The 24,286-nt window shown below is 41.5% G+C and carries 17 protein-coding genes and 1 tRNA gene; 10 read left to right on the top strand and 8 right to left on the bottom strand.

Features of this window, described 5'->3' with window-relative positions:
- Window positions 1-54: 54 nt before the first annotated feature.
- Complete coding sequence (gene hemP, locus A7456_RS10990) at window positions 55-216, bottom strand: hemin uptake protein HemP (protein WP_227514671.1); 162 nt, start codon at window positions 214-216, stop codon at window positions 55-57.
- A gap of 224 nt (window positions 217-440) precedes the next feature.
- On the opposite strand from hemP, the gene A7456_RS07970 reads away from it, so the two are divergent.
- From A7456_RS07970 to A7456_RS07985, 4 genes are all read left to right on the top strand, one after another.
- The gene (locus tag A7456_RS07970) at window positions 441-884 is read left to right on the top strand and encodes an NUDIX domain-containing protein (RefSeq protein ID WP_066890786.1); all 444 of its coding nucleotides are present in this window, start codon (window positions 441-443) and stop codon (window positions 882-884) included.
- A gap of 277 nt (window positions 885-1,161) precedes the next feature.
- Entirely contained in the window at window positions 1,162-2,496 is a 1,335-nt protein-coding gene (locus tag A7456_RS07975) for a glyceraldehyde-3-phosphate dehydrogenase (RefSeq protein WP_066890789.1), read from the top strand.
- A 134-nt stretch (window positions 2,497-2,630) separates the two neighbouring features.
- On the top strand, window positions 2,631-2,927 hold the full coding sequence (locus A7456_RS07980; RefSeq protein ID WP_067009387.1) for an SH3 domain-containing protein: 297 nt from the start codon (window positions 2,631-2,633) through the stop codon (window positions 2,925-2,927).
- A 112-nt stretch (window positions 2,928-3,039) separates the two neighbouring features.
- Window positions 3,040-3,115: transfer RNA gene (locus A7456_RS07985), tRNA-Gly, on the top strand.
- Between the two features lie 171 nt (window positions 3,116-3,286).
- Here A7456_RS07985 and A7456_RS07990 read toward each other — a convergent pair.
- From A7456_RS07990 to A7456_RS11475, 6 genes are all read right to left on the bottom strand, one after another.
- A complete protein-coding gene (locus A7456_RS07990) occupies window positions 3,287-3,961 on the bottom strand; it encodes an ATP-binding cassette domain-containing protein (protein ID WP_067009390.1) in 675 nt (224 codons plus the stop codon).
- Window positions 3,958-4,650, bottom strand: a complete 693-nt coding sequence (modB, locus tag A7456_RS07995) for a molybdate ABC transporter permease subunit (RefSeq protein ID WP_003665320.1) — start codon at window positions 4,648-4,650, stop codon at window positions 3,958-3,960. Before modB ends, A7456_RS07990 begins: the two co-directional genes overlap by 4 nt.
- A gap of 41 nt (window positions 4,651-4,691) precedes the next feature.
- Window positions 4,692-5,456, bottom strand: a complete 765-nt coding sequence (gene modA / locus A7456_RS08000) for a molybdate ABC transporter substrate-binding protein (RefSeq protein WP_067009393.1) — start codon at window positions 5,454-5,456, stop codon at window positions 4,692-4,694.
- 349 nt (window positions 5,457-5,805) lie between these two features.
- Window positions 5,806-6,612, bottom strand: coding sequence for an RNA methyltransferase (locus A7456_RS08010; RefSeq protein WP_067009399.1), 807 nt, complete (start codon window positions 6,610-6,612; stop codon window positions 5,806-5,808).
- 23 nt (window positions 6,613-6,635) lie between these two features.
- The gene (gene dnaE / locus A7456_RS08015) at window positions 6,636-10,427 is read right to left on the bottom strand and encodes a DNA polymerase III subunit alpha (protein ID WP_067009402.1); all 3,792 of its coding nucleotides are present in this window, start codon (window positions 10,425-10,427) and stop codon (window positions 6,636-6,638) included.
- Between the two features lie 75 nt (window positions 10,428-10,502).
- Entirely contained in the window at window positions 10,503-10,676 is a 174-nt protein-coding gene (locus tag A7456_RS11475) for a hypothetical protein (protein ID WP_156623388.1), read from the bottom strand.
- A 124-nt stretch (window positions 10,677-10,800) separates the two neighbouring features.
- On the opposite strand from A7456_RS11475, the gene A7456_RS08020 reads away from it, so the two are divergent.
- The 3 genes from A7456_RS08020 (at window position 10,801) to recD (ending at window position 21,254) form a co-directional block, all read left to right on the top strand.
- Entirely contained in the window at window positions 10,801-15,030 is a 4,230-nt protein-coding gene (locus A7456_RS08020; RefSeq protein ID WP_158512514.1) for an exodeoxyribonuclease V subunit gamma, read from the top strand.
- Window positions 15,031-15,164: 134 nt separating this feature from the next.
- Window positions 15,165-19,040, top strand: coding sequence for a UvrD-helicase domain-containing protein (locus A7456_RS08025; RefSeq protein ID WP_067009407.1), 3,876 nt, complete (start codon window positions 15,165-15,167; stop codon window positions 19,038-19,040).
- Window positions 19,041-19,127: 87 nt separating this feature from the next.
- Window positions 19,128-21,254 carry an exodeoxyribonuclease V subunit alpha gene (gene recD / locus A7456_RS08030; protein ID WP_067009410.1) on the top strand — a complete coding sequence of 709 codons (2,127 nt, stop codon included), beginning with the start codon at window positions 19,128-19,130 and terminating at the stop codon, window positions 21,252-21,254.
- Between the two features lie 121 nt (window positions 21,255-21,375).
- Here the strand turns inward: recD and A7456_RS08035 are convergent, their stop codons facing one another.
- On the bottom strand, window positions 21,376-21,738 hold the full coding sequence (locus A7456_RS08035) for a hypothetical protein (protein WP_067009413.1): 363 nt from the start codon (window positions 21,736-21,738) through the stop codon (window positions 21,376-21,378).
- 341 nt (window positions 21,739-22,079) lie between these two features.
- On the opposite strand from A7456_RS08035, the gene argJ reads away from it, so the two are divergent.
- The 3 genes from argJ to thiS all read left to right on the top strand — a co-directional run bounded on the left by argJ (window position 22,080) and on the right by thiS (window position 24,285).
- Window positions 22,080-23,294: a bifunctional glutamate N-acetyltransferase/amino-acid acetyltransferase ArgJ gene (argJ, locus tag A7456_RS08040; protein ID WP_067009417.1), complete on the top strand. Its 1,215-nt coding sequence runs from the start codon at window positions 22,080-22,082 to the stop codon at window positions 23,292-23,294.
- 71 nt (window positions 23,295-23,365) lie between these two features.
- Window positions 23,366-24,073, top strand: coding sequence for a thiamine phosphate synthase (gene thiE / locus A7456_RS08045; RefSeq protein ID WP_197940239.1), 708 nt, complete (start codon window positions 23,366-23,368; stop codon window positions 24,071-24,073).
- Entirely contained in the window at window positions 24,073-24,285 is a 213-nt protein-coding gene (thiS, locus tag A7456_RS08050; RefSeq protein ID WP_066890895.1) for a sulfur carrier protein ThiS, read from the top strand. Before thiE ends, thiS begins: the two co-directional genes overlap by 1 nt.
- Window position 24,286: the final 1 nt, after the last annotated feature.

Here is a 24,286-nt window from a genome sequence, read left to right on the forward strand (position 1 = left end):
CTAAATGAGATTAGCGGTGTGCCTTTTGGTTTGGAGATTTATGATTGAAATGGGTTATTTGGTTAAAATCAAGCGGTTATTGCGTGTCAGACGTAAGCGATATTCCTCGCCTTGATGCTCAATTCGCACTTCCTTGGTCAAAGCGAATAAGTTTTGTGAATGCAGGGTGGGCAGACGAGTGGATTCACGGTTGCTAAAATAACGAGCGATGGTCATGGTCATGACAAGTTTCCTTATGATTGGACGGGTTGCGGATATTTTTCCGAGCCGTCTGGCTGATAATAACTATTAGCTTAAAATGATAATTTTATCTAAACACTAAATTTTTACAAACAATAAAAGTTATCATTTGTTGATATAATATCAAATTTTTCTAAGATTGCAAATACAAATTACAAAATTTGGCAAAACTGACCATTTTTCTGATAAAAGGTATCAATATGACTACCAAATGCAAACAATTACCAAAAATCACCCCTGTATCAGTGGCACTGTTGCGATACGGCGATGAATTTTTGTTAGCAAGGCGTCATGCCCATCAACATCAAGGGGATAAGTTGGAATTTGTTGGGGGTAAAATTGAGCCAAATGAAACCCCTCAAATTGCCCTAATCCGTGAAGTAGGCGAAGAGCTGGGATTGGACATCTGTGCCAACACCATACATGAGCTTGGGCAGATTTGTCATGATTATGGCGATAGGTTGGTGAAACTGTATGTGTATGAGATTGTATTAACCAATAGCCAATATCTTGATTTTAAAGACAAAAAAATTGGCTTAGATAATCAGGCACTGTTATGGCTTGACAAAACGACATTGTTGCAAAGTGCTAAGCGATTGCCACAGGCGAATTGGCAAATTTTGGCATGGCTGGATGATAAATGATAAAAATATGCCGATTTTAAAAATAAATAAAACTTGTCAAAATAGACAAATTCCTTTAAAATTTAGAGACTTTTAAGGCGTGCCTGCCTTTTGTATTTATCATGAAAAATATCTGTCTAAACAGCAGGTCGGTTGCACGATTTTCAAGAAAAATAAAAACCTTGAAATTTCTATTTGTTTTTACACACCATCTAAACTGTAAATTTTCATCAAGAACAGGCACGCTCTACATTCTTATTCATTCATAATTCTCATTCATTCATAAAAAGGTGCCACCATGAGCATTTATCAAGAACATCTTAAAAAACGCCAAACCCAAGAAGTTCAAGCGACTGAGTTGCTTGTTGCTCTTGCTAAGTTGTCCACTCAAAACATTACCGTACTGTTTTTTGGTGAGCGTATGGCTTTATCGGTATCGGATATTTTGACCAAACATGCCAAAGCATCCCTTGATGTGGCAGATACGCTTGCCTTTGTCAAAGACATCAGTGCCACCGACACCACCATTGATTTGGGGCAGGCATTAAAAGCAGGTAAAAAGGCAAGCGACTTTGCCAATGGTGCAGAGGTATCTGCCACAGACGTGGTATTGTACGGATTTGGACGTATTGGACGCATTTTGGCACGCTTGTTGATGAGTCGTCCTGCATCCGATAAGGGATTGCAATTAAAAGCTGTCGTGGTACGCCCAGCAGGAGACGGTGACCTTGATAAGCGTGGCAGTTTGCTAGAACGTGATAGCGTGCATGGTTGGTTTGATGGCTCGGTTGAGATTGACCATGCCAATAGTGGCATCATCGTTAATGGTCGCTTTATCAAATTCATCCACGCATCAGACCCCAGCGAGATTGACTACACCGCCTACGGCATTAATAATGCCATCGTGATTGACAATACAGGCAAATGGAAAGATGAGGCAGGGCTTGGCAAACATTTGGCAAGCAAAGGCATCAAAAAAGTACTGCTCACCGCCCCTGCCAAAGGCGACATCAAAAATGTGGTCTATGGTGTAAACCATGATACCATCGGGGGCGATACCATCGTATCGGCAGCGTCTTGCACCACCAACGCCATCACACCAACGCTAAAAGTGCTACACGACACTTATGGCATTGTAAACGGACACATGGAAACGGTTCATGCCTTTACCAATGATCAAAACTTAGTAGATAATCATCATAAATCTGACCGCCGTGGTCGTGCTGCCCCCCTAAACATGGTCATGACTTCCACAGGAGCTGCCTCTGCGGTATCCAAAGCCATTCCTGAGCTAAAAGGCAAACTCACAGGCAACGCCATTCGTGTGCCAACTCCAAATGTCTCACTTGCAATTTTAAACCTTAACTTTGATAAAACAGTAGGTTCTGCTGATGAGCTCAATGCCTTTATCAAGGAAAAATCCCAAAGTGAGCAATGGCAAGCACAAATTGACTATTCAGACAGTTCAGAGGCGGTATCTACCGACTTTGTTGGCTCCAAAAAAGTAGCGATTTTTGATGCAAAGGCAACCATCGCCAGCGACAACCGTGCCACTCTTTATGTGTGGTATGATAATGAGATGGGATATAGCACACAAGTTATTCGTGTGGCAGAGGTTATGGCGAGTAACTAATCAACTTGTTTTATTGTGAAATTAGTTGTTAATGACAGGGTGTTTGTGTTACATTAACAAATACTCTGTTTTGTTATACATTCACAAGATTGATAAACGTCTTTTTGAGTGTTGTTATTTTTTTGAGCATTGTTATGAAAATCAAACCCTTGCTAGCCTCCACCCTAACTGCCATTGGACTAAGTATGGCACTTGCCATGCCAACCACTGCATTTGCCCAAACCTGCAAAGTTACCAACCCGACAGGCACGCCACTAAACGCTCGTGCCACGCCTAACGGCAAGGTCATCGGACAAGTCAAAAACGGCACGACCGTCTATGTCTCAGAGTATGATTATGATGATAAAGGACGTCCATGGGTATTGGTGTTTCATGCTAGAACCGACCGATATATCGGTTGGGTATTTCGCGAGTTTATAAGTTGTTATTGAGAATTGTTATTAAAAAGAAGAGATTTTGTTTGTTTTTAAATTTTTTTGCAAAAATGCTTGACTTTATGACAAAATCCGATATAATACGCATCCATACAGCGAATGCTGACAGGCGGGAATAGCTCAGTTGGTAGAGCACGACCTTGCCAAGGTCGGGGTCGCGAGTTCGAATCTCGTTTTCCGCTCCAACTTTTAAAAGTTCAAATCAACAGATTTGGGCTTTTTTGTTGTTTAAATGCAATGGATTGTAAATTAAGCAAAAAAAGCAATTAAAACCACTTAGATTTTTGTTGCAAAAGTAACAAGTAACATCAAGAACATCAGCGTATTAATTTAACAACACCAATCAGAAATATATTCTAGGACAAATAATAAATCTCATCAGTCAGTTGCTGGATTTCTGATTTGTCATGGCTGACATACAGCATGGGAATGTGAGTGGTGCGGATAATCTGCTCAAAAAATGGCAAAATCTCTTGTTTATGAATGCTGTCTAAGGCGGATAACGGTTCATCTAAAAGTAACAAATTTGGCGAATAAAGCAACGCCCGCCCAAGTGCCACTCGCTGTTTTTCACCGCCTGATAGTTTGGTGGGCATACGCTGGGTCAGATGCCCCAATTTTAACAGCTCAATGATTTCATCGGGGTGAAAGCGTCTTTGGTCATCATCAATGTTGTGATAGCCAAATAGCAAATTATTCATCACCGATTTATGGGGGAAAATTTGAGCATCTTGGAACACCAAGCCCACTCGTCGTTGCTGAATGGGTATGTTGATTTTTTTTTCGCCATCAAACCAAGTTTGCCCATTGATACGGATACTGCCATTTTTTGGGGCATTTAGCCCTGCGATGGTGTGTAAAATGCTGGTTTTGCCAGAGCCTGAAATCCCAAACAGCCCCATGACAGGCTGCGATGATTGTAAATCAACGGATAAATTCAGCCTGCCAAGCACCAGTTGAAACTGACAATCAAATATCAAAGAGTTATTTTTTGATGTTTGTGCGGTTGGTGTTTGGGCGGTTTGTGTCATTGTGCAAGTCTTCTTTTTTGATAACGGGCATACCACTGCGACAACCATAATGCCGAAAACGCCACCCCAACTGACAACATTAACAATCGCATGATTTGGGCATCACTGTCAGGTTGTTGTAGTAGGCTATAAATCGCCAATGGCAAGGTGCGAGTCTCCCCAGATATATTGCCCACAAAGGTGATGGTTGCCCCAAATTCGCCCAAACTGCGACAAAACGATAAAATCGCCCCAATCACAATCCCAGCACCTGCCAATGGCAAGGTTATCTGAAAAAATGCCTGTAAACGGCTTGCCCCCAATGACATGGCGGTCAATTCAAGGCGTTTATCCACCAATTCAATGGCAAGGCGTACCGATTGCACCATCAAGGGAAAGCCCATGACTGCTGATGCCAGTACCGCCCCTTTCCAATTAAATGCCAAATCAAACCCCAACTGTGATAAATATTGTCCGATGACCCCTTGATTGCCAAATAAGACCAACAAAATATAGCCCGGTACGACAGGGGGCAGAACTAAGGGCAAAAACACAAGGGTTTCAAACAAAGACTTGCCAAAAAAATCTTTGCGAGCCAACAGCCAACCCATGGCAATTGCTGGTAACAGATTGACCAAAAGGCTCACGCTTGCGATTTGATAGGACAGTTTGATGACTGCCATCTCATCAGGCGACAGTGTTAGGTTCATGATTGTACCAAACCTTGATAAAAATGATGACAAGACACTGATTACAAGACACTAAAACCATATTTGCGATAAACCGCTTTGGCTTCTTTGGTCTGTAAAAAGTTATAATACTGCTGGGCTTCACGACTTTGCTTAACCATGCTGATGGGGTAGACAATCGGCGTGTGTGTGGTGATTGGGAAGGTGTTAATCACTTGCACATTTTTAACCACTTTGGTATCTGTGGCATAGACAATGCCCAACTGGCATTCACCACGGTTCACAAAGTTTAGTGCAGCACGCACATCTTCGGTCTCTACCAAACGTGGCCCGATGGTGTCCCACCAACCCAGGTTGGTTAGGGCTTCTTTGGCGTATTTGCCCACAGGCACGCTGGCGGTGTTGCCAGTGCATAGCTTGCCTGTAAAAGCATTACCGATGTCAAAGGATTTGTCTATTTTGATGTTGGTCTTGATGGGGTTGTTTTTGGGGGTAATCATCACCAAGCGGTTGCCCAATAGGTTTTTGTAGCTGCTGCTAACAATCTTATCTTTTTTGGCAAGATAATCCATCCAAGAGGTGTTTGCTGAGATATAAATGTCAGCAGGTGCACCTTGCTCAATTTGTTTGGCAAGGGTAGATGAAGCGGCAAACGAGGTTTTTACTTTGCTGTTGTATTTTTTTTCATACAACTTATTGATGTCTTCGACGGCGTTGGTCATGCTGGCGGCGGCATACACGGTGATGTCTGCATGAGCCGATGTTGCCCCCATGACCATCATGGCGATGAATAAGGGTTTGATGGCTGATTTGATGGTTGTTGTCATAACATGCTCCTGTTTGTTCTGTGGTTGTGGGGTTTGGGCGTTACTTTTTGACACCAAGAACAATGTGTGATGCCTTAATTAAGGCAGTAACAGACGAACCCACGGCTAGGTTTGATGACATCATTAACCGCCCCTGATTGAATGTGTTTGATGGTGGCGTTAAGCTGATTTCTTGCACTGATTGCCATGGATATTCTCTTGATATTAAATGTACTTTCATGAATTTGACATGATAATAAACCATAAATGTTAAATAAAACGATAAATTGTTTGGCAGATTTAATTTTATCACCCAATTTTACCATAAAATCATGTCTTGACCTACCACCCAAAAGTGGTAAATCATCTCTTATTTTTTATCAATATTTTTATCAACCTTTGCCAGCAACGCTTGTAGTAGGGCGTATTCTTTTTGGTCAAGTTGCAGGCGAGAGGACAGACGTGATAGGCGTTTTGGCAAATCTTTTAGTTCACCATCTTGGGCAAGGTTTAGCTTGATGAGTAGGTTTGTGATGGCGTTATTAAGCCCTGCCTTTTGAGCATGTGTGATGGCAGGTTCATCCCATAGGGTGCGGTAATGAATGTTGAGATTATGTTTAAGATTATGCTGATTGTAATGCGTGCTGTCTTTAGTTTTGTTGTCATTTTGTTGGTCAAAGTAGGCATAGAGTGTGCTTGTGATGACCTGCACAGCACTTGCCACGTTAAGTACAGGATAAGTAGGATTGGCAGGGATTTGTAGATGATAATCCGCCAATGCCAACTCATCATTGGTCAGCCCCCTATCTTCACGTCCAAAGACCAAGGCTACTGTTGCTTTTGGGTTTTTGGATAAAAAATCATGGCAAAGTGAGGCACATTCATTTGGGGTGATGAGAGGTTTTGGCAGATGGCGGGTGCGTGCTGATGCCATGATAATCAAGGCGTGCGTTGATAGTGCGGTCTTTATGGTATCGATGATGACGGCGTTATCTAGGATGGATGTGCCACCTGCGGCGTTGGCGTAACTGCTGTCATCGATGGGCAGGCGAGGGGAGACTACTGTCAAGTGAGACAGTCCCATGGTGTGCATGGCACGAGCTGCCGAGCCGATATTGGCAGGTAAGGTCGTATTGACCATGATGGTATGAATGCGATTTAAAAATACGTTTGGCATGGCAAAATTTAACTCAATGAGATTTATTTTATCATAAAATCTGACCCAAAGGCATCTTTTAGACGGTTTAGGTTGTTGTCAGATGGATATAGGCGAAAACGGTTGTTCGTCAGTACTTTGCAAATACTGCATTCATCATATAAGTATAGCGACACAGGCAAACAACCATCAGGGGCATCGCCCATGTCAATAATAGCTCCCCCATCTTCGGTGGTTGTTTTGGATTTTATAAATCCTGCGATTTCATCAGGATTTGGAGGGGCATTTTCTTTTAATAAATCGGTCAGTACTGATAACCGCTGGATGTCGTGGCTGTGTAGTTTGACGTGTAAGCCATTTAAGGATTTTAGGCGTGATTCGATGATATTTTGCCCCCCTTGTAAGCGAGCGAACACTCGTCCATCACTTTCATTGACGCTGATGCGAGCGATGAGAATCACGCCATTTAGGTTATTTAACTGTTCCCAATCTTTTTTGTCAATCTTTGCCAGTGTTTGCATATTTAGACGTTTGGGATTGAAGTTTTTGTCTTCTTTGGTCAGATGGGCGTATTTTTGAGTTAGTGTGGCATTTAGGCTGACGTTGCTTTCAATTAGGGGTAAAATGCGTTGATATTTATCCATATAACAGCTAAGCTCCAAGCGACAACTGCCATCGTCTAAGGTAATGGCGACACGATTGCCAAAATTTGCCACATCTATTACAAGTCCTGCCACCAAGGCAAATTTGCCATAGCTTGTCTCAGACACCTCGCTTAGGTTTTTAACGTTGGTATAACAGGATAACTCATCACGATAAGCATCCATGGGATGACCTGTCAGATACAGTCCCAACGTGTCTTTTTCACCTCGCAGGCGTGTTTGTTCACCCCAGATAACATCAGGCAAAGGGGGGGCGACCGACAGACCCTCATCTACCTCGGCAAATAAGTCAAATGTCCCCGTTTCATTATTAAGTCGGTTTTGGTGAGCCACTTCCATGGCTTGGGGGAGCTGCTCCCAAAGTCCGCCACGGATTTGGTAGGATAAGTTTTTGCCATGAACATCAAGCAAGTTGGGAGATAACACGCTTGCTAAATCATCAAAACAACCAGCATTAATGAGTGCTTCTAAGGCACGTTTGCCAACTTTTTTGGTATCTACACGATTACAAAAGTCATACAAGTCTTTAAATGCCCCTTCGCTTCTGGCTTTAACAATACTGGCAACCGCATCCTCGCCCACGCCTTTGACCGCCCCCAGTCCATAGATGATGGTTTTAGGGTCATGAGCGACAAATTGAAATTGGCTGTGATTGACCGATGGTGGCAGTACGTTTAGGTCAAAGTTGTTTTTGCAATCACTGATTAAAAAAACCACAGTATCGGTATCATTCATCTCCGATGTCAGTACTGCCGCCATGAACTCGGCAGGGAAGTAGTGTTTTAGATAGGCAGTTTGGTAGGCAAGCACACCATAAGCTGCTGAGTGTGATTTATTAAAGCCATAGCCTGCAAATTTCTCCACAAGCTCAAAAATCTTAATGGCAAGCTCACCATCCACGCCAAGCCCCATCGCCCCCTCTTCAAATACCGACCGCTGTGCTGCCATTTCTTCGGGTTTTTTCTTGCCCATGGCACGCCTTAACATGTCTGCCCCACCCAGGGTATAACCTGCCAAAGTTTGGGCAATTTGCATGACTTGTTCTTGGTAGACGATGACGCCATAGGTTGACTCTAAGGCAGGTTTTAGCCAATCGTGCTGATATTTGGGGTCAGGATAGGCGACCTCTTGAATGCCATGCTTGCGGTCAATGAAGTCAGATACCATGCCTGTCTCCAAAGGGCCAGGGCGGTACAAGGCACACATGGCAATGACATCTTCAATATTGGATGGTTTTAGCTGTTTTAGGTATTTTTTCATCCCCGAGCTTTCAAGTTGAAACACGGCTGTGGTATTACCGTTTTGTAGAACATGTTCATACACCGCTGGGTCATCTAGGGGCAATTCATCCAAGTCAATGGGGTCAAGCCCTTCTTTGGCAAGGCGTTCGTCGATATTGTTGATGGCGGATTTGATGACGGTCAGATTTCTAAGTCCTAAAAAGTCAAACTTCACCAGTCCAACAGCCTCTACATCATCCTTGTCGTACTGGCTGACGATATGTCCCTCATCATCGGCATAAATGGCACTAAAATCACTGATGCGATTTGGGGCGATAAGCACCCCTCCTGCATGTTTACCGACGTTGCGAGTGATGCCTTCAAGTTTTTGTGCCATCTCCCAAATTTCAAGTGCTTGTTCGTGGTCTGGGGTGTCAGGGTTGGTTAATAAATCTTTTAATAATGGCTCTTCTTTGATGGCGTTATCAAGTGAGATGCCAGGAGTTTTGGGGATGAGTTTGGATATTTTATCGGCAAGACCGTATGATTTGCCTTGTACTCGTGCCACATCTCGCACCACAGCCCGAGCTGCCATTGTGCCAAAGGTGATGATTTGTGAGACTGCCATTCGCCCATAAGTATCAGCCACATAAGCGATGACACGGTCTCGCCCCTCAATACAAAAATCCACATCAAAGTCAGGCATGCTGACACGTTCAGGATTTAAAAATCTCTCAAAAAGCAAATCATAGCGTAAAGGGTCAAGATCGGTGATATTAAGACTGTATGCCACAAGCGAACCTGCCCCCGAACCACGTCCTGGCCCCACAGGCACGCCATTTTCTTTTGCCCAGCGGATAAAGTCCATCACGATGAGAAAGTACCCTAAAAATCCCATTTTTAAGATGATGTCCACTTCAAATTCAAGGCGTTTATCATAAGGTTCTCGCACCAAATCCCAGCTCTCATCTCGGCGCTCGGGTGGATAGAGTTTGTCTAGTCGTCTGTTTAGTCCATCTTTGGCTGTTTTGCAAAAAAATTGCTCTTCGGTCATGCCTTTGGGTATGGGAAAGGCAGGTAAAAAGTTCTTGCCAAGGGTGAGTGTTACGTTACAACGAGATGCCAAAAGAGTGGTATTTTCAATAACCTTAGGGATGTCGGCAAATAGGGCATTCATCTCATTTTGGCTTTTAAAATACTGCAACTCACTATAAATGCGAGGGCGTGTGGTATCTGCCAGTACATAGCCACTGGTGATACACACACGAGCTTCATGCGCCTCAAAGTCAGTACTGATGGTGTCCTCTTTGCCTTGACTTTGAACGCTGGCATTCATAAAACGCACATCATTATGAGCGATGATGGGTACGCCAAATTTCGCCCCTGCCATGATAATATCACGGTTTAGGTCATCATCATGAACGTGGGTGCGTTTGACTGCCAAATACAGACGGTCGCCAAAGGCTTGTTGCCAGATGCCTACCGCATTCATCCCGCCACGCAAGGCGGATGTTATCTCAGAGCGGTGCGTGAGTATGGCGATGATGCCTGCATTTTTGGTAGGGTCAAATAAATCTTGCTTTAAAACAATGGGTGTGCTTATCATAACTTTGCCATTTTCACCCATGGGTCGGTTGGTGTAGCTATCTGAGACCAAGCGTAGAATGTTTTGGTAGCCGTCGTTATTCATGGCATAGAGTATGACGCTAAACCCCTCATGTTCGGCAGTTGGGCTAAAATCATCGCCTGTGATGACCTCTGTGCCAAGCAAGGGCTTGATGCCAGCACCAAGGCAGGCTTTATAAAATTTGACCAAGGCAAAGGTATTTTTAAAATCGGCAATCCCCAAGGCGGTCTGTCCATCATCCACGGCAGCTTTGATGAGTTCTTTGATTTTGACGATGGAATCAACAATGGCGTATTCGCTACGCACACCCAAATGTACAAATGACATAAATTTACTCTGTTTTTAGTATTTAAAAGGGTTTGAAAAATTAAAGGCAGTCTGTCCTGCTTTTTATGGGCAAATCTAATCATGTATTGCCACAGGTATGGGATTGATGTCTTGACTGTTTTGGTAAAAGCCCATGCCCAAAGATGCCACAAAAATCAAAACAAAAACCGCCAAGACGACCAGCATGACTTTTTTAAGATGATGATGGCGTTTGGTGTGGGTATTTTTTATATTGGCTCTTTTTGTCATATTAATAAAATATAATAAAATCAATGATTTGTGGTATTGTTTTGGTAGATTTTTAGACAGTTACCAAATCAGGTTATTATAACATGGAAAATTTACCAAAATCACGGTAAAATTAAGCAAATTTTTGACCATCATTCTGACCGATTTATTCATGTTTCATATTATTCAGTCCAACAACACAGACCGCCTTGTTGGTCATCTCATTGATTTTTATAAAAAAAATAACTCATCAGATGAGCTTGCCCATCTGATTTTTACCCCTTTTACCGTCATCGTGCCATCTATGGTCTTAGGCGACTGGCTGACTAAAACCGTGGCGAGCCGTGTGGGTATTAGTACGCTGTTTACCGCTCAGTTTTGGGGAAAATATCAGTGGGATATGATGAAAACGGTATTGGCGTTGGATGCACAGATACATTTTGATGACGCTCTGTCTGTACCAGAGGTGGCGGTGCTGTCAGCATCCATCATGCGTTGGCGGATTTTTGGCTTTGTGATGAGTGAATTTAAAAAAGATGGCACACTGATGGATGATGTAGCCCATCCACTGTATTTTTTAATCAAGCCTTTGTATGATGATGCCAAAAACTTGCCTGAGCATCGGTTATGGCAGGCGTGCGATGAGTTATCACGTCTGTATGTACGCTATTTGACACACCGCCCCGAGTGGCTTAGTGATTGGGCAAATGGTGTATCTTTGGCGGATACTGTCAAGCAAATGATGAGTGATAAAGAGCGATTAGATAAAGCCTTTGGTGCAATACAGCCAAACGATGACGATAAGACAGATGATAATGACACACCCAAATGGTTGGTGGAGCACTATTTGGATTTGGAGCGACTGCTGGGCTATCTGTGGCAACAGCTCTTTGGTGAGACCTACCGTTATCGGTTGGTGTTAGAGGAGCGTTTTTGGCAAGTGTTATCAGGCAAGCGAGACAGTACTGCTCATCATGACGGTGATGATTCGCTGTCTGTGCGTGCCATACAAGAGCTGCCCAAAGCCTTGTATCTGTTTACTGTGCAACAAATCCCTAGGGCGGAGCTGGATTTTTTAAAACAACTGTCCTTGTATCTGGATGTGGTGCTATTACATTTTAACCCATCCATGATGTTTTGGGCGGATATTGTAGATAGGCAGTGGTTACAAACTCAGAAAATCATCCGTCCACACATGGTTTATCTCAAAGACTATGGGCATGGACTTTTGTCACGCTTAGGCAAAGAGTCCCGAGATACCTTTGCCATGCTTGCCGACCTGTCAGGGGGCGACAGTCATGGCAAGTGGCAGGTGCGTTGGCAGGATGATTTTGATGAATCTGTGTCCGATGATAACACATTGCCAAATCTGCTACAAGGTTTAAAAACAGACATTCTCATGCTAGACCATGATAAAGATGCCCATCATCAAGCAGGTGGACAAGTCATGACAACTTTGTTAAGTGATGATTGGGCGGATGATGTCTTTGATGACACACTCATGCAAAAAGTTCGCCCCAAAACCCCACTTAGGCTAGATACTAAAATGGACATGGGCAGTTTATCCATTCATGCCTGCCACAGTCTAAAACGCCAATTGGAGCTGTCTCGGCTTATGATAGCCAAGTATTTAAATGACAACCCACAGCGAGGTCTTGCTGATGTGGTTGTGCTGTTGCCTGACATTGCCAGTGCTCAGGATTTGATTCGTTCGGTATTTCCCGATGGCAAGGGGGCAGATGGGCTGACATTGCCCATCAAAATCACAGGAACGCCCGATAAGCGTATTGATGAGTTAATCAAGGCCATCATGGGGTTTTATACGCTGCTTGGTGAACCGACCAGTCGCTTTTATGCTGATGAAGTTAATGAGTGGCTACTGACCCCAGCTTTATATGAAAGTTTTGGATTGTCTTTTGATGAAATGAGGCGGGGGGTGGATTTGTTAAGGCGGGCTGGATTTAGAAGGGGGTTTGATGAACGACATCGCTCAAAAACCTTGCACGTTGATGACAGCGATTATCGTTATACATTTAGCCATGCCTTAGACCGTTTGGTATTGGGACTACTAACCCCCACCAAAACCCCAAGCCGTGCCTTACATCCCTTTGTGTGGCGTGCAGGCGTGTTCGGTGAGGCAAGCTTACCGCTTATGGGTGTTAGTCTAAATGATCAGAGTATCATCCACGCTTTGAGTGCCATACATGCAGGACTTTCCGACAATCGCAATCAATTGACCGCTGTGGATGGTGTGGAGCGATTATTAAATCATATTGAACATGAAGTCATCAACCGCTATTTTGGGCATTGGCATGACAGTGTTGGTATGCGGGCAATTTTTAATGCCAAAAATGCCATGATGAGCAGCCTACGAGCCAATCGTTATTATCACCACCACCTGAGTGTGGCAGATGAGCAGGTTGGTAATATGGTAAATACCGATGAGATTTATCTGCCTATGAAACTTGTGATAGAGAGTTTGTCTGAGATGGTTAAAGCACAGGCGATCAGTGCAGAGCCATCAGAGGTCATTACTTTTGCTCGCTTTGGCACAGTACGTAGCATTCCTTTTGGATTGACGGTCATGTTAGAGATGAATTTGACATCTTTTCCACGTCAAGACAGGGCGGTGCGACTGGATTTAATGCGTGCAGGGGTACGACGTTTGGGCGACCGTTATAACGAAGATGATGACAACGGGGCATTTTTGGATGCCCTGTTATGTACCAAAGATGCTTGTTTGATTTTTTATAAAGGATTAAGCAGTGATGGCAAAACGAAGCTATTGCCTGCCTCTGTTGTTAGCGAGTTGATTGAATTTTTAAAAACCGAAGCCCATTGGCAAGATGATGGCATGGGTGAATGGCAGGAGGGCACAACGATGCAGGCAAAAACAGATAAGCCAAATGATGAGATGACCACGCTTATCAATGAGCTTATGCCTGCCTTGGTTGAAGATTATCTCATCAGCTATCATGAACCGACATTTTTTGATAAGGCGGTGTATTATCGTCATGATAAGACAGATTGTGATGATGATTTGGCAAGCCAATTAAACGCACATCTAAACACAAGATTGACCGCTTTAAAATATCGCCAAAAACAAGCTCTGCCCCCACCGCAGTTATGGCAAGACATTCGCCAAACGCTAGATGCCCAAACAATCACGCCAAAACCACCATCGCTTATTATGGATGATACGGCAGTGCTTGATTTGGCGACACGGCTGGAACAATCCTTTGTTTGTCCAGATGATAAGGCACTTGCCCAACATATCAAAACAATGTATGAGCATTATGGATTAACTTTGCCAACGAACATGCAGGCAGAAGAGCTTATCGGCCCTTTTAAAAATATGGGCAAAACCTACTTGCACGATAAAGTCAAAATTGACAAAGCGTATGACCCTGATGGGCAAAATGAGCCTTTGACCTTAGACGCATTGGGGGATTATCATATCAATGAGCTGTTCATTCGTGGGGCAGGCTTTGGGTTATTTGATGAGATGCAAACAGCTCATGAATCCTTTTACCATCTGCTAGATGCCATGAACCAAACAAATGACCATCATCACAATGATGCCATCTTTGCCATGCAGGCTTTGTATTATGGCGACCGACTGCCAGCAGGACAGTTACGATTATCTATGCCTGATGAGTATTTTGCCCAGCTCAAAGATGAGCTTGGTGAATTTAATGCCATGCTAGACAATCTCAAATCGGATGAGTGTTATGCCAAAGCGTTAAAAGCGTTAAACGATGTTTTGGCAAATAACCGCCTAAGTACCACTTTAAGTCTCACTTGTGAACAAAGTGTGTTGCTTGTCTGTGATGACATTTGCATTGATATTACCGCCAATCTACCCACAGATGATACGTCATGGCGAGCCATTTTACCAAATACCGCCCGAGCTGAACATTTATTTAGATTTTTTGTTCATCATCTGTTATGGCAGATGACGGCAGATGATGACAAATGTAGTCTGTGGCAATACCGCAAAGCAGGTCATGATACTGATTTTGCAGGGAGAAAATTTGCCCTTAGTGGTATTGGTACAACTGTTGCCAAAGCCTATGTGCTAAACTTAATCCTACTGGCACAGCTTGCCAAGCAAAAACTGATTGTCATGACGCACCGAGATGGTTTGGCATACCTTGCTCATTGTCAAAAAGGTGATACAAAACCTACATCCAAACTGTTTGGAAAATGGATGGGAACACAAAACCATGACAACATCTATGATAATGACAGTCGCCATGAGATTTGGCAGTTGGTATTACAAGGCGACGACCCTTACAAAGCTCTGATGACATATTTGCCATTGGCGTTACCACTGTATCAGTTAATGTTTGATTCGCTCATTGCCATTGACTAATTGCCATTGAAAAAAGAGAGATGAATAAAATCAGAGCGTACCTGCCCTTGATTTTTTATCATAAATGACAGATTCAATCATTGGATTTTATCAAAATACTGTCAAAAGCAGATGCACCCCAACAAGGAGAATAAATGACAGCCCCAACCCATATTCCCGCCATTGATTGCACATTAGACCACGGTTATTTGATAGAAGCATCCGCAGGCACAGGCAAGACATGGACATTAACAGGCATTATTTTGCGTCTATTGATAGAGAAAAAATACGCCCCCAAGCGTATCATTGCCACAACCTTTACACGAGCATCCGCCAGCGAAATGCAAGAGCGAATACAGGCACGTATCAGTAATTTTTATCGCTACATCTCTTGGTTAAATGGGAAAAAATCAACACATCCTCACTGGTTTTATCATGTTGGAAATGCCGATAAATCTCAGAGTAAAAACATCAATGAGATATGGAAGCAGATGACAGAGCAGGCAGGCATGGCAGGTATTTTTGACCATGATGACCCCATTAATGAGTATTTGATAAAACAGCTGATAACAGACAGCGACCCCAACGCCTTGACACTGACCATTCGCCACTGTTCACTACTGCTGACAACATTAGATAAATTATTTGTGGGGACACTAGACAGCCTTGCTCAAAAATGGCTCAAAGAATTCTCTGACCAAATTGGTTATCAGATAAATACCGAGCTTAGTGCTAACAGCGATGAGCTGATTTATGCCCTCATTCATGATGCCCTGCGTCGTGAACATGTGCAAGTTGCCCAGTCGCCTCTGTATGCTCTCATTGACAGGACGGTGTTTAGTGATATCAGTTCGGCTTATAAAGCGGTTGCTGTGGCACTAAACTTTTATGACGCTCCCATAGATATGATGATGAGTGTGGATGAATATTTGACCGTGCTGGATAAACGATTAATGTCTATCTTTGAGATTGTGTCAGTATTTGAACCATTTTACGAACTTGATTATATGCTCTCATTTGGATTTAAAAATAGCGGTAAGGTTATCAAGGAATTTGGACGCCTAAAAAACATTATTGAGATGATAAAAATTCATCGTTTGGATTTTGTCAATCATATCAGCGATGAAGATAAATATTTTTTGACTAAATTAAGCGACATCAAAAAGGAAACGAACTTTAAAAAAGGTTTTGAAGTAAATAAACAAACATTTTTAAACCTACCATTAGATACATTACTTATTATCAGCGAGACAGTCAATGCCATCCATCAAATCCCTGAATATTATCAATCCCATTTATATCACACCATCGCCAAAGAAGTGCGTGTATTATTAAAAAACACCTTAGAGCGACAAAATAAAAGTACTTTCACCTTTCAAATGGTGCGACTCATCGAATCCTTAGAACATTCCCCTGAATTGGCAAGACACATTCGTCATCATTATCCTGTGGCACTCATTGATGAGTCCCAAGACATTAATGGACTACAAAAACGCCTGATAGAGCTTGTTTATTTGGATTATTTCAAACAAAGGCGAGACAAGGGTAAAACTGCCACGGGATTTTTATTATTGGTTGGCGACCCAAAACAGGCAATTTATCGTTTTCGTGGAGGAGATGTTGCCAATTATAACAGCATTAAACACCATGGGCAGAGTGATACATTGCCACCTTTATTAAACAGCCAGCTGACACTCACAACCAACCGCCGCTCTAATAATGAGTTAATTGATGGCTTAAATCATTGGTTTTCCCATCAAGATGATAAAGATGAAACATTCAATCCTGCTTATTTGGGGGATGATATTTATTATCACACCATCACCGCCCATAAAGAACAGAATTTATTATCATGGCAGAAGTTAAATAAATCAGCATTGCCTGATTATTTGGGAAATAAGCCATTGGCATTATTGCATTTACCCTATAAAGGTGATGATGATAAAAAATTGGACAAATACCAATACGTCGCTCATCATATTAACAGCTTGTTGCAAGGTGAACATCGCCTTGATGATAAAAAAATCAAACCTGATGACATTGCAGTATTGGCAAGAACCAAAAAAAATTTAGCACAGTTAAAAAAACATTTGGATAAATTGGACATCCCATCAATATCACCCAATGAGATTAATGTGTTTACCACAGATTCAGCAAAAGATTTATATGCTCTTATGACTGCTATGATAAGCCAAGATAGAGAACTATTAGGGCGATTGTTTATTACCAAATTATTTGGTTATGATTTGATAGAGCTTACCGATTTATTAAATGATGAGCGTGTGGTAGAGTCTGTTGTTTTTTATTTAAAACAGTGCCATCAGAGATTTTTAACATATGGCATTGCCAGTGCTTTGACACATGCTTTATTGCATCATCCATTAAATGATAATAATCTGTGGCAAATGTCCGCCAAGGCAGGCGAGCGATATTTGGCAGATTTGTGGCAACTGACCGAATTGATAGGGCGAGAATATGCACATCAAGAGAATAATGGAATAAAGCTCATTCATTGGTTTAGGGATAAGATGACAGGTTATGATGATAATGAAGATTATCAACAAATGACATTACCAAGCGAGTCTGGTATTAATCTTATGACCATTCATAAATCCAAAGGGTTGGAATTTCCCATTGTTTATGTGATGGATTTGGATGCAGCCGCCAGCAGTGGTAAGCATGATGATATTTTTTATGCTTATAGCGATGAACAATATCACCGTCGCATTTCACCCAAAAAAGATAAAATTAATGGCATTTTCATAATTAATGATTATTATAAAATGAAACAAGAACAAGAGTTGTTGGATGAGTGTTTACGATTGGGATATGTGGCATTGACCAGAGCGTCTGAACAGGTATTTGTGGTTGGACAGGATTTATATAGTATCAAAAATATAGAACAAAGACCATTATTTTTATGGTTTGATTGTGAGGATAAAAATATTGTATTGCCAAAACGCCTGACAAATAAGGTGGACGTCATCGCTTTGGCACAATCACAACAGCTAATAACCGATAAATATCACGGCGATGATGTGATATTGATGCCGATAAATTATCAGGCGTGGCAAAGAGTATTTACCAAAACATATTTTTATGGTGCATCCAAAACCAGTGCCACAGCATTAATGAATGCCTTTAATAAACCATCAATGATACAAGATAATGGCGTGGATGATGAAGTCATTATTCCAAATATAACAACTGCCGTGGATGATATTGATGTCATCTCTTATCCTGAACATGACATTCGCCCATTATTTGAAAAAGGGGTAAGTGCAGGTACTTTTTTGCATCATTTATTACAATCAATAAACCCCAATGATAAAAGCCATATCAGTAGCCAAATTGATGGTGAGATTACCAAATCAAATTTTGCTCATGCTTATCACAGCATGTATGGCAATATATCGGATGAGTCAAATAATGAATTGGATAATCAGATGACATTAAATCATCATCAAGCATTGATAGAGTGGATTTATGATATTGGTCATGTGTCATTTTTATCATCGGGGATAAGTTTGAGTGAATTAACGCCCAATCACTTTGCCAAAGAAATGGCTTTTACTTTAAGATTGACCCAAGGATTTGGTATTAATGAGCTTAATAGAGTATTTAAAACATACAGCGATAAAGAAATTTTCTTAAATGAACAAAATCCATCTATTTATTATAAATATCTAAATGGTGAGATGGATTTGCTTTATGAACATCAAGGTAGGTTTTATGTTGTTGATTACAAATCCAACTTTGTCAGTAATAACTTATCGCATTATCGTTCTGAGCAATTAGATTCTGTCATGAATAAAGCAGGCTATTGGCTTCAAGCATGCGTATATCAAGTAGCATTACACCGTCTTTTAAAATTACGCATCAAAGATTATGTTGGGCGTGAAAAGCAATATCTAGGAGCGGTAGAATTTATCTTTTTGCGAGGTGTAGATAGACGTGATGTGACATTAGGGCATATTAATTGGCAAGTACCATTACCATTGATTTATGCTTTGGATGAATTATTTGGATGAATGTCTGATTTGGCTGATTAAATAAATCAGCCAAAGCAATATCCTAACCACGTTAAAATAAATTTCAATAAAAAACAAAGAAAATCTATGAATAATTTATATCAAAATAACATTGCCCCCTATCTTGCCAAACGCATGCAAGACAACGCCCAATGGTATCAAAAAATGGGGCATATTGATAATTTTAAGTTCAGTGGTGCTGATGAGACGATATTTTATTTGATTTATTTTGTTATCAATCATTTACTACATGACGGACATACGGTATTATTATTAAACAAGCATAATAATATGGATAATGATAATAAAAATATCATCCATGACAAATGTAACAAATTAAGTTCATGGCAATTGTCCGTATTAAGTCCTGTGATGGTAATTATCTGGGATAAAGTGGGTCAGGATTTTAATTTTGATGAAATTTTTGGTCAAATTGATGAATTATCAGATGATAAAACAGCCTTGAACCATTATATTCACCATATCCAAAATAACCTAAAAGAGCGATATCATCAACAAAGCATCATCTCTAAAAACCACAATCATCAGCAAGATGAACAGACACTAAGACAGCTTAGTGAGATGATGATTCATCTGTTGCGTTTTTATTATTTAACAAGCATCACATGCAATCAAGACCTTGATAAATTTATCAAGTTGTTATATGCCAATCCTTTTTTTGTTCATGGTAATGATGAACGCTTGGATAAAGTGGTGGTGTTTTATCATGATGATACCACGCTATATCTGTGGTTGGGTCGCAGTTATCGGGCAGAACGTGAACTTTTATCCGCCATCCATGAGATTCGCAACAGCCCCATCCACACTCTAAATTTACCCATTAACCCATCACTCAATTTAGAACAGCAACAAGCCATCAGACAGGTGGCAAGCGAACCATTTAGCATCATCACAGGCGGCCCTGGAACGGGCAAGACTTTTACGGTTGCACAGATTGTGTTGGCATTGCATCATGCCTTATTAGATATGGGTAATGAGCTTAGTTTGGCACTGGTTGCCCCCACAGGCAAGGCCGCACAGCGTATGGCAGAGTCGCTCCAAAACGCATTAAAAGACAGTCAGACTGACATCATCTTACCTGAACCGATGACCATTCACCGCCTGCTTGGCATTGGTATAAGTGGTATGCCCCGATATCATACATCAAACCCATTACCCCATGAACTCATCATCGTGGACGAAGCATCCATGCTTGGCACAGAACTGGCACGCCATCTACTTTGTGCCATTAAGCGTGGAGCTAGGGTTATTTTATTGGGCGATGCTCATCAGCTTTCAGCGGTAGATGCAGGAGCGGTATTGGCGGATTTATGTTGCATACCAAGTTTGATGGCGACACGCACGCATTTGATCAAATCCAATCGTTTTTCTAAGGATTCGGGCATTGGGCGTTTGGCAGAACTCATCAACCAAAAAGATGATATAGAATTTGATAAACTCACCACACTCATTTGCCAGGACAGTCATTTGTCATGGACAGATATTGAATTTTTAAAGGCACAATCATTATTTTTACAGCAACAATTTTATAAAAATATCGCTGATGAATATATGGTCTGTGATGGCTTTTTTGCCCTAACCAAAACATTAAAAAAACACTTTGCCACATATGACGATGATGAAAAACAAAAACAGCTACAAGCATTAAATGAGTGTTTTAACCAATATCGTATCTTGAATGCATCACACATTGGTAATTGTGGTGATGAATTGATGAATAATTTTATTGAATCATTACATCGTGATTATCTCAAACTGCCCATAGCAAAATCGCCATGGTATCACGGTCGTCCTGTGATGATATTAAAAAATCGCTATGATTTGGGATTGTTTAATGGTGATATTGGTATTTGCTTGCAAAGTGGCAGACAAAGTCATGAATTGTCGGTGTATTTTGGTGATACCGTTAAAGGATTGCCGATTAATTTATTAGATGGTGATATTGCCACTACCGTCTATGCAATGACCGTACACAAATCACAGGGGTCAGAATTTGAAAAAGTCGCTGTGGTATTTTGTGATGATAATGAGCGTTTATTATCCAAAGAATTAATTTATACCGCCATTACACGAGCCCGAAGCAAAGTGGCGATATACAGTACCAAGCAGGCACTATTAAAAGCGGTTAATACCCCAACAATTCGCCAAACAGGATTGTTAGTGCATGATGATATAAAAAAGCAGGGCGATTAATAGATATCTAAATTTCAAGTAAATATCAGTTAAGTTAAAATGACAAAAATAAAATTAATTAACAAAAACCATTGGCACTGGGAGAGTTAATCCAATGCCAATGGTTTGTTAAAACATTGAATCACTGACATTTAAATTTGATAAAATACTCATAATCATCATCACGACTTAGCTTAGGCGAACCTGTCTTTAAAATCGTACCAACCACTTTTGCCCCTTGTTCTATTATTCGTCCCATGCGTTCGTCCATCACACCATTGTAGGTGGTGGTGTCATTGATGACGATGGGAGTTTTGTGAATGCACTGAGCCTTAGCGGATGCTAGGGCGTTGTTTTGGGCAATGGCTTTGGTTTTGCCCAGTCCTGTGGTTTCAAATGTACTGTCTGATCGAGCAATGATGGGGGTAGGCGTACTTTGACAAGCACTCAAACCTGTGGCAATTAAGGTGGCAACACCAATAGAGCGTAGGGTGGAAACATTCATAACGCATTCCTAAAATAAAAAAATGTAAAAATGTAAAGACATGTTGATATGCTGGGGGCGTATTTGTCATTGATGGCATTATTTAAAATACCATCAACACAAATAAACTCTAACCATTTTAACAAAAGTTATTTTCTCATTGTTATCACAATGGTAATATTTTGTCTTTATATTTATTTAACATAATCCATTTTAATATAGTAAAAATCAATAAATCCCAAAATTAGTTAATAATTACAAACAATATTTACAAAGGACAAATAGTTTTTGATGCAACGATTTTATTTTTAAACAAATTTTGATACAATAACTACAATTTATATTAAAACAAGGAAAGACCCATGCCAGTTGGTGATGTCAGTCTTGTACCATTATTGCCTATTCGTGGTCTAAAAATCGGCATTTGTGAAGCTCATGTACGCTATGAGAATCGTCGTGATTTGACAGTATTTAAGATAGATGATGGGGCGAGTGTGGCAGTTGTTGCCACGCAAAACCACTTTGTGGCAGCTCCTGTCCAAATCGTACGCAAACATATTCAGAAAAAAACGCCACGCTACTTACTCATCAATACAGGTAATGCCAATGCAGGGACAGGGCAGGATGGCATAAACAGAGCATTGGCAACTTGTCAGGCACTGGCAGATAAAACAGGCGTGAGTGTGTGTCAAGTATTGCCATATTCTACGGGGGTGATTGGTGAGAGCTTGCCAGATAAGCGGATTATTGCAGGGCTGGATAAGGCATTGGCGGATTTGACGGCAGATAACTGGCTAAGCTGTGCCCATAGCATCATGACAACCGATACAACCCCCAAAGGGCATAGTGTGCAGACCACGATAGATGGCACAACTTATACCGTAACAGGTGTTGGTAAAGGGGCAGGCATGATACGTCCCAACATGGCGACCATGCTTGGCTTTGTGGCAACCGATGCCAATATTAGTCCAAAGCTACTACAAAAAATCTTGGTAGATTTGACCAATCAAACATTTAACCGCATTACTGTTGATGGTGATACATCTACCAATGACTGCTGTACACTCATTGCCACAGCTAAGACGGGTGATTTGATAGACAGTGAAAACCATACTCATTATCAAGCCATTTACCAAGCCATCAAAGAGGTGATGCTAAAAATTGCTTGGCTTATCGTAAAAGATGGTGAAGGGGCAACCAAATTTATCACAGTCAAAGTAACAGGTGGTAAGACCATGGGCGATTGTACCAAAGTTGCCTATGCAGTGGCTCATTCGTCTCTTGTTAAGACAGCATTTTTTGCATCCGACCCAAACTGGGGAAGGATTTTGGCGGCAGTGGGTTATGCTGGCGTACCATTTGATCAAAAATGCGTGAGCGTATCTCTTGATGAGATTGCCATTTGTCAGCGTGGCGGACTGGCGGAGGGCTACACCGAAGTACAGGGGCAAGCGGTGATGAGCCGTCCTGAGATAACCATCAGTATTGATTTGGGGCAGGGCGATTATACTGATACAGTATACACCTGTGATTTATCGCATGAATATGTCAGTATTAATGCCGATTATCGCTCCTAAATCCGTATGTTTCTTAGGCATTTGCTAAATATTTAGTAACTTTAAATCATTCATAACACATAGGCTTTATCATGATGTCTGATGACCTTACAGACAGCGTTAACATTAAAAGCAACGTTATCTACAACCCCATCTTCGCCACTGTGCCATATCGTATGGGGTTATACCCTGTGGTTGATGGTATCATATGGATTAAAAGACTGCTTGATTTGGGTGTTAAGACCATTCAATTACGGCTAAAAGCAGGCGATTGGGACACACTGTCTGCCACTCAAAAAGCACAAGTAACGACAACGGTCAAGCAAGCCATTGCCCTTGGCAGACAATATCAAGCTCGCCTGTTTATTAATGATTACTGGCAATTGGCCATTCATCATGGGGCGTATGGCGTGCATTTGGGACAAGAGGACATTCAAAGTGCCAACCTTGATGCCATTGCCGATGCAGGTCTTAGACTTGGCATTTCAACGCATCATATGGCAGAGGTGAATGTCGCTCTTGGAATTTCTCCATCTTATATTGCACTGGGGCATATATTTGCCACCCAAACCAAAGACATGCCATCATCACCACAAGGTTTGGTTGCGTTAGAACAGCAAGTCAAACAGCTGGGCGATTATCCAACAGTCGCCATTGGAGGCATTGACATCAATAAAGTACCACAGGTTCTGATGACAGGCGTGCCAAGCATTGCGGTAGTCAGTGCCATCACCCAAGCCGATGATTGGCAAAAGGCAACTTGTCAGCTATTAAAGATGGTAGGAGCAGGAGATGATTGATGATTGACAAAAAAACGATACAGTTCACCCTTAATGATAAGCCCTTTGATTGTCAAATGGGAACAAGTGTGGCGGAAATTGTTACTAAAATAACAGACAGCGAAAATGTCGCCGTGGCACTCAATGAACATATTTTATCACAAGATGATTGGTCAAAAATCATAAAGCCCAATGACACCATGCTCATATTTGGTGCGATAGCAGGAGGTTGAA

The sequence above is a fragment of the Moraxella nonliquefaciens genome, assembly GCF_001679005.1.
Taxonomy (GTDB): Bacteria; Pseudomonadota; Gammaproteobacteria; order Pseudomonadales; family Moraxellaceae; genus Moraxella; species Moraxella nonliquefaciens.

Bases quoted from the DNA above. Each gene is read 5' to 3' on its own strand.
- A7456_RS11475 (WP_156623388.1), bottom strand. From the start codon at position 10,676: ATGACAAAAAGAGCCAATATAAAAAATACCCACACCAAACGCCATCAT.
- A7456_RS08025 (WP_067009407.1), top strand. From the start codon at position 15,165: ATGACAGCCCCAACCCATATTCCCGCCATTGATTGCACATTAGACCAC.
- recD (WP_067009410.1), top strand. From the start codon at position 19,128: ATGAATAATTTATATCAAAATAACATTGCCCCCTATCTTGCCAAACGC.
- A7456_RS07980 (WP_067009387.1), top strand. From the start codon at position 2,631: ATGAAAATCAAACCCTTGCTAGCCTCCACCCTAACTGCCATTGGACTA.
- dnaE (WP_067009402.1), bottom strand. From the start codon at position 10,427: ATGTCATTTGTACATTTGGGTGTGCGTAGCGAATACGCCATTGTTGAT.
- thiS (WP_066890895.1), top strand. From the start codon at position 24,073: ATGATTGACAAAAAAACGATACAGTTCACCCTTAATGATAAGCCCTTT.
- A7456_RS07990 (WP_067009390.1), bottom strand. From the start codon at position 3,961: ATGACACAAACCGCCCAAACACCAACCGCACAAACATCAAAAAATAAC.
- A7456_RS08035 (WP_067009413.1), bottom strand. From the start codon at position 21,738: ATGAATGTTTCCACCCTACGCTCTATTGGTGTTGCCACCTTAATTGCC.
- argJ (WP_067009417.1), top strand. From the start codon at position 22,080: ATGCCAGTTGGTGATGTCAGTCTTGTACCATTATTGCCTATTCGTGGT.
- modB (WP_003665320.1), bottom strand. From the start codon at position 4,650: ATGAACCTAACACTGTCGCCTGATGAGATGGCAGTCATCAAACTGTCC.
- A7456_RS07975 (WP_066890789.1), top strand. From the start codon at position 1,162: ATGAGCATTTATCAAGAACATCTTAAAAAACGCCAAACCCAAGAAGTT.
- thiE (WP_197940239.1), top strand. From the start codon at position 23,366: ATGATGTCTGATGACCTTACAGACAGCGTTAACATTAAAAGCAACGTT.
- A7456_RS07970 (WP_066890786.1), top strand. From the start codon at position 441: ATGACTACCAAATGCAAACAATTACCAAAAATCACCCCTGTATCAGTG.
- modA (WP_067009393.1), bottom strand. From the start codon at position 5,456: ATGACAACAACCATCAAATCAGCCATCAAACCCTTATTCATCGCCATG.
- hemP (WP_227514671.1), bottom strand. From the start codon at position 216: ATGACCATCGCTCGTTATTTTAGCAACCGTGAATCCACTCGTCTGCCC.
- A7456_RS08010 (WP_067009399.1), bottom strand. From the start codon at position 6,612: ATGCCAAACGTATTTTTAAATCGCATTCATACCATCATGGTCAATACG.